Annotated in this window: 8 protein-coding genes; 2 read left to right on the top strand and 6 right to left on the bottom strand. The window is 71.5% G+C overall.

Annotated elements, in window-relative coordinates:
• Positions 1-296: 296 nt before the first annotated feature.
• From cydC to ABZU75_RS42700, 4 genes are read right to left on the bottom strand one after another with little or no spacing between them, the layout of a single operon-like run.
• Positions 297-2,000, bottom strand: a complete 1,704-nt coding sequence (cydC, locus tag ABZU75_RS42715) for a thiol reductant ABC exporter subunit CydC (RefSeq protein ID WP_355567966.1) — start codon at positions 1,998-2,000, stop codon at positions 297-299.
• Entirely contained in the window at positions 1,997-3,667 is a 1,671-nt protein-coding gene (gene cydD / locus ABZU75_RS42710) for a thiol reductant ABC exporter subunit CydD (RefSeq protein WP_355567963.1), read from the bottom strand. Before cydD ends, cydC begins: the two co-directional genes overlap by 4 nt.
• A 16-nt stretch (positions 3,668-3,683) precedes the next feature.
• Entirely contained in the window at positions 3,684-4,451 is a 768-nt protein-coding gene (locus tag ABZU75_RS42705; protein ID WP_355567960.1) for a cytochrome d ubiquinol oxidase subunit II, read from the bottom strand.
• A gap of 10 nt (positions 4,452-4,461) precedes the next feature.
• On the bottom strand, positions 4,462-5,643 hold the full coding sequence (locus ABZU75_RS42700; RefSeq protein ID WP_355567957.1) for a cytochrome ubiquinol oxidase subunit I: 1,182 nt from the start codon (positions 5,641-5,643) through the stop codon (positions 4,462-4,464).
• A 166-nt stretch (positions 5,644-5,809) separates the two neighbouring features.
• Between ABZU75_RS42700 and ABZU75_RS42695 the strand changes: the two genes are divergently transcribed.
• Positions 5,810-6,139 carry a helix-turn-helix transcriptional regulator gene (locus ABZU75_RS42695; RefSeq protein WP_343966032.1) on the top strand — a complete coding sequence of 110 codons (330 nt, stop codon included), beginning with the start codon at positions 5,810-5,812 and terminating at the stop codon, positions 6,137-6,139.
• 19 nt (positions 6,140-6,158) lie between these two features.
• Here ABZU75_RS42695 and ABZU75_RS42690 read toward each other — a convergent pair whose 3' ends face one another.
• Both ABZU75_RS42690 and ABZU75_RS42685 read right to left on the bottom strand, forming a co-directional pair.
• Positions 6,159-6,848 (bottom strand): permease prefix domain 1-containing protein, encoded by a 690-nt coding sequence (locus ABZU75_RS42690; RefSeq protein ID WP_355567953.1) that lies wholly within the window; start codon positions 6,846-6,848, stop codon positions 6,159-6,161.
• 143 nt (positions 6,849-6,991) lie between these two features.
• Entirely contained in the window at positions 6,992-8,053 is a 1,062-nt protein-coding gene (locus tag ABZU75_RS42685; protein ID WP_355567950.1) for a pentapeptide repeat-containing protein, read from the bottom strand.
• 163 nt (positions 8,054-8,216) lie between these two features.
• Here ABZU75_RS42685 and ABZU75_RS42680 point away from each other — a divergent pair, with 163 nt between their 5' ends.
• Positions 8,217-10,586 (top strand): ExeM/NucH family extracellular endonuclease, encoded by a 2,370-nt coding sequence (locus ABZU75_RS42680; protein ID WP_355567947.1) that lies wholly within the window; start codon positions 8,217-8,219, stop codon positions 10,584-10,586.
• Positions 10,587-10,647 lie beyond the last annotated feature (61 nt).

Here is a 10,647-nt window from a genome sequence, read left to right as displayed (position 1 = left end):
TCACGCAGCTGCGGCAGCCAGCGCTCGCGGAAGAACGACGCCCACCGGGCAGGCGGCCTGGCGGTGACGGCCATCAGCAGGTCGTTGTGGGTATCCGCGACGACGGCGCGGTGGTGGAGCTCAACGGACACGTGCCAGCCCTCCGATGCGTGGTTACCGCGACGGTATGACAGGTTGGGGGTGGCGGAATTCGTCCGGTTTTCCTAATAGCGGTGAGTTGTTCGTCCATTCGGCCAAGATCACTTGTTTCGCCCCCGGCCGGAGACGATCGGGACGGTGTGCAGGTGACTAAGGCGTCACCGGCAGGCGGTCAGCGCCTCGGAGTGCCACAGGTCGCGGTAGTAGCCGGGGGAGGAGACCAGCTCCTGGTGGCTGCCCCGCTGCGTCACCGAGCCGTTCTCCAGCACGACGATCTCGTCCACCCGCTCCAGCCCGCGCAGGCGGTGGGTGACGAGCAGCGTCGTGTGGCCGTGGGTGGCGTCCAGCAGGTCGGCCATGAGCGCGTCCGCCGTCGTCTCGTCCAGTGCCTCGGCGGGCTCGTCCAGCAGCAGCACCGGAGGGTCGTTCAGCAGCGCCCGGGCCAGTGCCAGCCGCTGCAGCTGCCCACCGGACACCGTCCGCCCGTCCTCCCCGAGGACGGCGTCCCAGCCGGTCCGCTCCACCCAGCGTTCCAGGCGCGCCCGCCGCAGGGCCTCGGTGAGCTCCTCGTCCGAGGCCTCGGGGCCCGCCAGTCGCAGGTTGTCCCGTACCGAGGCCTGGAACACGTACGGGTCCTGCGTCAGCCCGGTCATCACCCGCCGGACGTCGTCGGACGCCAGTTCCCGGACGTCCACCCCGCTGACCCTGATCGTCCCCGACTCGGGCTCGACCAGGCGCATCAGGGCGGACAGCAGGGTGCTCTTGCCGGCACCGCTGGGGCCGACCAGGGCGACCCGCCTGCCGGGAGTGAGGGTGAGGCTGACCCCGTCCAGCGCGGGGGCGCGGCCGACGCCGTGCCGGACCACCAGGTCCTTGATCTCAATGGTCGGCGCCCCGGCGGGCACCTCGACCGCGGTGGCCGGCTCCGCCACCGCCGGAGCGGTCGCGCCGACCTCCCGCAGGCGGCGCAGGGCGGCGAGCACCCCGGTCAGCCGCTCGGCGGCCGAGGCCATCGGCAGCACCGGCTCGAAGGAGACCAGCGAGGTCAGCGCGAGCACCGCGGTGGCCACGGAGCCCGCCCCGGAGTTCTGCGCCACCAGGACGATCGCCGCCACGGTCAGGCCCTGGGTGAGCACGCCCAGGGCGGAGGCCACCGCGTTCGCCCGTGCCTGCCGGCGCTCCAGCGCCGCCAGCCGGGTGTCGGCCTCGGCGGCGGCGGCCAGAGCCCGCTCGTTCGCCCCGTAGGCGGCCAGGTCGGCCGCGCCGTGCACCAGGTCGGCGACCCGGGCCGCCAGGTCGGCCCGTGCGGGGGCGATCCGCGCCGACCAGCGCCGTGCGGCGGTGGCCGTGCCCGCGGGGATCAGTACCCCGGCCACCAGCAGCCCGGCCAGCAGCACCAGCGCCGCGGCCGGGAGCAGGAACAGCCCGATCACCATCGCGGCCACACCGGTGATCAGCGCCGCGGCGGCGGGAAGCAGGCATCGTACGAGCAGGTCCTGCACCGCGTCGGTGTCGTCGACCATGCGGCTGAGCAGGTCGGCCCCCCGCTGGTTCAGCGGTCGTGCGGGGATGAGCGCCTGGTAGAGCCGCTCCCTGGTCGTCGCCTGGGCTCGCAGCGCCACGTCGTGTCCGGCCAGCCGCTCCCCGTACCGGAAGACCCCCTTGGTCGTCGCGAACGCCCTGACCCCGACGATCGCCACGCTCAGTGCCGCCAGCGGCGGCTGTTCGGCGGCCCTGGTGATGAGCCACCCGGCGGACCCGATCAGCCCGAGCCCGGCCAGCTCGGCCGCCGCCCCCGCCGCCACGGCAAGGGTCATCCGCCCGCGCGTCCTGCCTGCCGGGACCTCGTTGACATCGGTCATGGGGAGGCGATCTCCTCTCGCGTCCCGGCCACCACGCGGCCGTCGGCGATCCGGATCACCCGGTCGGCCAGCTCGATCATCGCGGGCCGGTGGGCGACGATCACGGCGGTGCGGCCCTCGGCGAGGTCGCGGGTCGCGCTGACGACCGCGCTCTCGCTGCGGCCGTCGAGCCGCGCGGTCGGCTCGTCCAGCAGGAGCAGTCCGGCTCCTGGGCGGCAGAACGCGCGGGCGAGCGCGACCCGCTGCCGCTGCCCGGCCGACAGGTTCGTCCCGCGCTCGCCGAGCACCGTGTCGTAGCCCTCGGGCAGCGCCAGGATGAACTCCTCCGCCTGCGCTGCCCGTGCCGCGGCCCTGACCTCGTCGATCGTCGCGCCGGGGGCGCCGAGCCTGATGTTGTCGGCCACCGAGGTGGCGAAGAGGTGCGGGCGCTGGGGTACGAACGCCAGGCGCGCCCGCCAGGGGTCGTGGTCGCCGATCTCGGTGCCGTCGACGAGCACCCGGCCCTCGGCAGGGGTGACGAAGCCGAGCAGCAGGTGGAGCAGGGTGCTCTTGCCCGCGCCGCTCTCGCCGACCAGGGCCACTCGCTCGCCGGGGGCGATCACCAGTGACACGTCCTCCAGCGCGGCCTCCGCACGGCCCGGGTAGCGCACCGTGACATGCTCCAGCCGGATCTCCGGCGCCGTCGTCGCTCCGGGGCCCGGGTGCCCGGCGGCGGGTGCGCCACGCGGAGCCTCCGCGTGGCCGTCGAGCACGGCGAACGCCTCGTCGGCGGCGGCGACGCCCTCCATCGCCGCGTGGAACCTGCTGCCCATGTTGCGCAGCGGCAGGTACGCCTCGGGCGCCAGGAGCAGGACCAGCAGCGCGGTCGACAGGTCAAGGGAGCCCGACAGCAGCCGCAGGCCCACCGGCACGGCGACCAGGGCCAGTGAGAGCGACGCGGCCAGCTCCAGCACCAGCGAGGACAGGAAGGCCACCCGCAGCGTGCGCATCGTCGCGACCCGGTGGGCGTCGGCCACCTGCTGGATCACCTCGGCCTGGTAGCGGGCCCGGCCGAAGGCGCGCAGCGTGGGAAGGCCCCGGACCACGTCCAGGAAGTGCCCGCCGAGGCGGGACAGGGCCCTCCACTGGCGTTCGGTGACGGCCTTGGTGTGCATGCCGACCAGCGCCCCGAAGATCGGGATGAGCGGCAGCGTGACCAGCACGATCACCGCGCTGGCCAGGTCGGCGGTGAAAAGCCGGACGAGCACCGCGATCGGCACGACGCCCGCGACCGCCACCGCGGGCAGGTAGCCCGACAGATAGGGGTCGAGGGCGTCCAGACCGCGGCCGGTCAGCGTCACCAGCTCTCCCGACCGCACCGAGGCCGGCCTGGCGGGGCCGGCTTCCTGCAGCCGCGCCAGCAGGCGGTGGCGCAGGGTGGACTTCACCCCGCTGCTCATCCGCCCGGCGGCCGTTCCCTGCACCAGGGTGAGCAGCCCCCGGGCGCCGACGACCAGGGCCAGCAGGATCAGGGCCGGGGCCGCGAACCGCCCGGACAGCACCCCGGCGAGCAGTTCAGCCTGGAGGAGGATGAGCAACCCGGCCAGGACGGCGGCGGCCAGGCACACGGCCAGATGACGGCGGACGGCCCGCTCACCCAACGCCAGCCGTACCAGATCCTTGTGCATGCCAACCCTAGAGACCTCAGAAGAACGACGGAACCCGACCGGCGGCACGCCCGGGGCCGAACGCCCGCCACACCCATACTTGCGCACCCACCATGATCGGTGCGAACGGCAGAATCATGACACTCAGCACACTTAACGTACCGGCGGGTGCCATATGGTCCAGAAGCCAGGGGGCGAGCACGGCGAGCAGCGCCGCGACGGGCGCGGCCGCGGCGCACGCCGAGCCCAGGAGCGCCCACCCGGTGCGGCGCGCCCCGGTCATCCGCTCGGGCAGCCGCCAGGAGAGGAACGTCCAGCCGTGCAGGGCGAACAGCGCGGCCATCACCAGGGCGCCCGCCAGCCCGAGCAGGCTGATCGTCGGTCCCGACAGGCCGCCGGCCAGCGCGACCAGTGCCATGCCCCAGCTCAGTGCCAGGCCGCAGGAGCCGGCACAGATCGCCCAGTCCCAGGTCGTACGCCATGCGCTCCCGTCGGCACGGCGGCGGAACCAGAGCCCGGCGTCGCGCAGGATCCACGACACCAGCAGCAGCACCACCAGCGGGTAGAGGCCGAACAGCACCTCTCCCTCGATCGCGGGGAAGGCGCCGAACAGCACGCCCGCCACGGCCACCAGCCACACCTCGCCCGCCAGGACGAACGGCGCCATGGCGGTGACGATCTCGTCCCTGTCCCGTTGCGTCCTGCCGAGCACGGGCAGCAGCATGCCCACCCCGATGTCGAAGCCCTCCAGGGCGAAGTAGCCGATCAGCAGGAGGGCGAACACGCCCAGCCAGAGGATGTCCACGATCGGCTCCCTAGTAGCTGAGCGCGTGCGCGCGCTCGTTGGGGTCGGCGGGGGCGCTCGCGCCGAGGGTGGCGGCGGCGGGCCCGCGCCGTACGGTACGGGCGATCAGCAGGTAGTCGACGAGCGCGAGCAGGCCGAGCACGCCGCCGAAGGCGATGAGCGAGACGGTGACCATCCCCGAGGTCAGCCCGGGGGACATGGCGTCGGCGACGGTGAGCCTGCCATTGATCATCCAGGGCTGCCGCCCCGACTCCCTGGTCAGCCAGCCGAGGATCGCCGCCAGGAAGGGCAGCGGGGTCATCGCCATCAGCAGGGGGTGCGCCCAGCGCCAGCGCGGCAGCCAATACACGGTCGGCGCCAGCACGAACATGATGAGGGCCTGGAACAGCTGACCAATCATGATCATGAAGCCGAGTCCGGTGCCGGCCAGGGCGCCGTCGAACTTGTCCGGCTGGAACTGGGAGATCGGGTCGAACTGCACGTAGCCGAAACCGACCGTGATCAGTGAGCCGACCAGCGAGACGATCACTCCGGTACGGAGCGAGCTCGTGAAGAACTCCCGCTCGGCGGTGCGCCTGAACAGCTGGTACGCGCTGGCCCCCAGCATCACGAAACCACCGGTCCACAGGCCCGCGCCGAGCACGTGCGGCAGCGCCATGGTCAGCATCGGGTTGGTGAGCAGCGCGCCGAAGTCGGTCAGCACCAGGTGGCCGTCCCGCTCCACGGCCCCGGCGGGGTTCTGCAGGAACGAGTTGGCCACCATGATCCAGAGGGCGGAGACATAGGCGGTCAGCGTTACCACCCAGATGCACGCCAGATGGAGCCATTTGGGCAGCCGGTGCCAGCCGAAGATCCACAGACCCAGGAAGGTGGACTCCAGGAAGAACGCGCCGAGCGTCTCGATCGCGAGCGGTGCCCCGAAGACATCGCCGGCGTAGTGCGAGAGACCACTCCAGTTCATGCCGAACTGGAACTCCATCACCAGCCCGGTGAGGATGCCGAGCGCGTAGTTGATCACATAGATCTGGCCCCAGAAGCGGGTCGCCCGCTCGTGGACCGGCCTGCCGGTGATGGCGTAGCGGGTGTGCATGATCGCGATCAGGGGGGCCAGGCCCAGGGTCAGCACGACGAACAGGAAGTGAAGACTTCCCGTCACGGCGAACTGCATCCGGGCCAGGTCGAGCACGTCCACACTCTCACCTCCATTGTTATGTCTGTCTACCTATAGGCACTCTACATGTAGGACGCCTATATGTAGCATGCCTATGCGAAAGGTAGGCTGACGACGTGAGTGAGCGAAGCGAACGGGCCGCCGGGGGCGGCGACGAGGGATCCGCCCGGCCCGTGGAGGCGATCGCGTGAACACCGACGCGCTCCGCGGCCACATGGACGCCCTGCTGCTCTCCGTGCTGGAGCACGAACCGCTGCACGGCTACGCGATCATCGAGGCGCTCCAGGCGCGCAGCGGCGGCGCGCTGAACGTGCCGACGGGCACGGTCTACCCGGCGCTGCGCCGGCTGGAGCAGGCGGGATACCTGGCCAGCGAGTGGGCCACGGTGGGCGGGCGCAAGCGGCGCACCTACCGGCTGACCTCCTCAGGGCGCACGGCCCTCGCCGGCGAGCGCTCCGCCTGGCAGCGGTTCGCCGGAGCCATCGGCAGTGTCCTGGAGCCGCGGACCACCCGCTGACCCCCGGCGGGGGCGGGGACTATGCGCAGGCGGGGACGGGGCCGCGGCGGGTGAGGCTCAGGCATTTGAAGGCGCCGTAGAGCTGCAGGCCCCAGAACAGGAAGCTCACCAGCGCCACGCCGGCCCCCGGTGGGTAGTCGCCGAAGTCGGCCGGCCCGTTGGAGCCGAACATCAGTGCCCCGGTCAGCGCGAGCAGGACCGGCAGCATCGCCCAGACGAGCAGGCCCAGGAACCGGGTGACGAGCCGCGGCTGCCTGATCCTGCGCAGCCCCCGGCCCAGCGCGAACAGCGCGACCCCGCCGAGCACGCCGATCAGCATCTGAAGGATGTCCAGCCCTCGGGCGACCGGGACGAACCAGTCGGGCCTGGTCTCGTACACCGTCGGAGCGGCAGGAAAGATCTTCCAGATCACGCTCCACATGACCGTGGTGAGCGGCACGGTGATGAACAGCACGGTGGCCAGCCTGCGGCCCGCCGCGATGAACAGCTCCTCCTGGTAGCCCGGCGCGATCTCACCGATCGTCCCGAACTCCTCGACCGCGGTCCGCTCGGCCTCCTCGCGCCCCAGGCCGTCGCCCTCCAGCGCCTCGGCGGTGTCGAGCAGGCTGTCGCGGGCCTCGGTGATCATGTCAAGCCTGGGTCCCCTGGGACCTCGGAGAGCGCGGCTGAGCCCGGTCACGTAGTCGTCGATGACCCCGCTGCCTGCCATGGTGCTCTCCAGATGCTCTCCAGCGGCCCGATCCCCGTTCAGGGTACGGGTCTCCCATCCTGGTCGCCCGTCCGGGACTCCGCATCGGGGACCACCCTGAGAAGACCCGGAGCCGGCACACGTTCGGATCCCGTGGGGGCGTCTCAGCCGTGGTCCGGGGCGCGCCGCAGGGGCCACCAGCGCAGCCGGGGCCATGGCCTGCGCGGGACGACGGCGAGCGCGCAGCCGCTCAGCCGGAGACCCTCGGGGTGGCGCATTCCGGTGAAGAGGCAGGTGCTGAGGTCCAGGTCGGAGAGTTCCAGCTGCTCGGCGTCCACCTCGTGCAGCGAGGTCACCCGGGCGCCGTCCCGGCCCCGCACCGTGGCCGGGCCACGCAGGGTCGCTCCCTCCAGGTCGGCCCGCGCGTTGTCGAGCCGGACGGTCAGCCGCCCGCCCACCTCCAGCCGCCGCAGGTCCACCGAGCATCCGCCGGTGGTCACGTCAAGACCCTTGCCCGCCCAGGCCCCGGCGAGGGTCAGGTGGCGGCCGACCGAGATCGGGGCCAGGTAGCCGCCCGCCGAGAAACGGGCCCCGTCGAACCCGGCCAGCCCACCGAAGCTCGTCTTGCGAAACGACACGGTACGGCGGAACCTGCAGCCCCTCAGGGTCGCGTCGCCGGTGAATCCGGTGCCGTCGAAGGTGACGAAACCATGGAAGTCGGCCTGCTCGAAGGACGCGGTCCGGTCGAAAAGCGCTCCTCCGAACAGTGCGTCGCCGTCGATGGACACCCGGTCGAAGGCCGCGTGCCCGGCGATGGCGACACCGTGCAGGGAGAGTTCCCGATCGAACCTGACCTCCCTGAAGGAGACGTTGCGGGCGAACCTGGCGTTGAAGAACGAGGCGAGGCGCTGGAAACGCGCGTGGTCGAAGGAGACGTCCCCGCCGAACACGATGTCGCAGAACCGCACGCTCTCGGGAAAGGTCGCCCAGTCGAACCGAGCCCGGCCCAGGCGCCCGCGGGTCGCGGAGAGGATCCGCTCCAGCAGGTCCTGGCCGACGACGGTGGCCCGCAGGTCGATCGCGGAACCGGGGGAGAGGCCGCGGACGACCTCGTCGAGTTCGGTGGCGTCCAGATGGGCCAGGCAGCGCCCGTAGGGCTGCCGCGCGGATCCGGCGCACTCCAGGGAGGCGGCGCAGGTGTCCCAACCCATGTCCAGAGTTCTCATAACCGCAGTGATACCCGCAGGCGCCAAGGCAAGCGACTTCTAGGTCAAGGAAAGCCATATCTGACCGGGCTGGATAGACATGAAGTGTCAAGATTCTTGAATTCGCCTTATATCCACTTACGGGTTGATGTCCTGGAATCCATCCAGCTCTACGCTCCCGGTCATGCGTGCTTTATCCCGGGCGTTCGCCGCCCTCGTGACCGTCGGCCTCGCCGCCACCGGCGTCGCGACCCTCGTCTCATCCCCGGCCCTGGCGGAGCCGGGCACCGTCGTCATCAGCCAGGTCTACGGTGGTGGCGGTAGCACCGGCGCGCCACTCACCAACGACTATGTCGAGCTGTTCAACCGCAGCGCCGCACCCGTGGTACTGGACGGCTGGTCCGTCCAGTACGCCAGCGCCACCGGCACCGGAAACTTCGCCGCCAACCCGGTCGTCCCCCTGGCGGGTACGCTCGCGCCAGGTCAGTACCATCTCCTCCAGCTGGCCGGCGGCGCCAACGGTTCACCGCTGCCCGCCCCGGACGGCACCGGGACGATCAACCTGAGCGGCTCCGCGGGCAAGGTGGCCCTTGTCCGCTCGGCCCAGGGCCTGGCGTGCAACGGCGGCTCGGTCCCGTGCGCCCCGGAGCAGACGGCGCTGATCGCCGACCTGATCGGCTACGGCACCGCCAACTACTTCGAGGGCACCGCGGCCCCCGGGCTCTCGGTCACCACGGCGGGGCTGCGCAAGGACCACGGCTGCGCCGACACCGACGACAACGGTGCCGACGTGGAGGCCGCGGCCCCCGCGCCGCGCAACCGGGCCACCGACGCCGCGCCGTGCGGCGACGTCGAGCCCACGCCCACGCCGACCCCGACCCCCACCCCGACCGTGGAGCCCACGGTGGAGCCCACGCCGACCCCCACCCCGACGGGGGAGCCGTGTGAGGTCCCGGTCACCCACCAGATCGCCCAGGTGCAGGGCAGCGGTGACGTCAGCCCGCTGGCCGGCCAGGTCGTCCGCGTCGAGGGCATCGTGACCGCCGACTTCCAGGAGACGAGCCAGCTCAGCGGGTTCTTCTTCCAGGACCCGACCCCGGACGCCGACCCGGCCACCTCCGAGGGCCTGTTCGCCTTCGCCCGCAGCTCCTTCAAGGACGTCAAGGTCGGCGACAGGGTCCTGGTCACCGGCAGGGTCGTGGAGTTCAACGGCTGGACCGAGCTGTCACCGGTCACCGCGGTGGACGTCTGCGGCACGGGCACCATCGCGCCCGCCAAGCAGAGCCTGCCCCGCGCCGAGGGCACGACCTTCGAGTCCGTCGAGAACATGCTCGTCACCTTCCCCGAGCCGCTCACCCTCAGCGACCACTACAACCTGGGCCGGTACGGCGAGATCACCGTCTCCTCCGAGGGACGCATCTTCCAGCCGACCGACCGGCCGGGTGTGACCACGGCCAAGAACGCGCGGCGTAGCCTGCTGGTGGACGACGCCTCCACGGTGGAGAACCCGCCGACGATCCCCTATGCCGACCGGCGCCTCCGCCTGGGGGACACCGCCTTCGGCGTCACCGGCGTCATGGGGTACGGCTTCGGCAAGTACCGGCTCCAGCCGACCAAGCCGCTCAACTTCCTGCCGCTCAACCCGCGCCTGCCCGTCCCGTTCCCGGTCATCGGCAACGTCAAGGTGGCCAGCTTCAACGCACTCAACTGGTTCACCACCCTCCGCTCGCGTGGCGCGAGCAGTCCTGAGGAGCAGAAGCGCCAGCTCACCAAGCTGGTCGCCGCGCTCAAGGGGGTCAACGCCGACGTCGTCGGCCTCATGGAGATCCAGAACAACGGCCAGACCGCGATTCAGGCCCTGGTCGACGCGCTCAACGCCGAGGTCGGCGCGGGTACCTACGCGGCGCTCAGCCACCCCTACCCGGGCACCGACGTGATCCAGGTGGCGATGATCTACAAGCCGGCCAGGATCCAGCTGGTGGGCGCGGCGCAGTCCTCCACCGACCCGGTCTTCCGGCGGCCCCCGCTGATCCAGACCTTCCGCCGGGTCCAGGGCGGTAAGTCCTTCACCGTGCTGGTCAACCACTACAAGTCCAAGGGCTGCGACGAGGAGGCCGTGGGCCCCGACGCCGACCAGGGCGACGGGCAGAGCTGCTACAACGGCGAGCGCGTACGCCAGGCACAGGCCACGCTGGGTCTGATCAGGGACCTGAAGCTGACCAACCCGATGGTGCTCGGCGACCTCAACGCCTACGGCGAGGAGGACCCGATGGACGTCCTGGAGGCCGGTGGCCTCAGCAGCACGACCAAGAGGTTCGTCCCCGAGCCGCTGCGCTACAGCTACCTGTACGAGGGCCAGCTCGGCGAGCTGGACCACGCCCTGGTCGGGAAGGACCTGCTCAAGCGGGTAACCAGCGCGACGATCTGGCACATCAACTCCGATGAGAGCCGGATCTACGACTACAACCTCGAGTACAACCCGCCGGGCCTGTACAAGCCCGACGCCTTCCGCGCCTCCGACCACGACCCTGTGATCGTCGGCCTCACCCTGTAGGCCAACCCCCGCAGGCCGACAAGGGCTGACAGACGGTGGCCCGGTGCCGATCGGCACCGGG

Source organism: Streptosporangium sp. NPDC005286, assembly GCF_040607515.1.
Taxonomy (GTDB): Bacteria; Actinomycetota; Actinomycetes; order Streptosporangiales; family Streptosporangiaceae; genus Streptosporangium.
Note: the sequence above shows the minus strand (reverse complement) of the source record. Positions and strands in the feature narration are given on the sequence as shown.

What these genes read in the sequence shown, in the direction of transcription:
- cydC (WP_355567966.1), bottom strand. Translation starts at nt 2,000, where the DNA reads ATGACCGATGTCAACGAGGTCCCGGCAGGCAGGACGCGCGGGCGGATG.
- cydD (WP_355567963.1), bottom strand. Translation starts at nt 3,667, where the DNA reads ATGCACAAGGATCTGGTACGGCTGGCGTTGGGTGAGCGGGCCGTCCGC.
- ABZU75_RS42690 (WP_355567953.1), bottom strand. Translation starts at nt 6,848, where the DNA reads ATGGCAGGCAGCGGGGTCATCGACGACTACGTGACCGGGCTCAGCCGC.
- ABZU75_RS42685 (WP_355567950.1), bottom strand. Translation starts at nt 8,053, where the DNA reads ATGAGAACTCTGGACATGGGTTGGGACACCTGCGCCGCCTCCCTGGAG.
- ABZU75_RS42680 (WP_355567947.1), top strand. Translation starts at nt 8,217, where the DNA reads ATGCGTGCTTTATCCCGGGCGTTCGCCGCCCTCGTGACCGTCGGCCTC.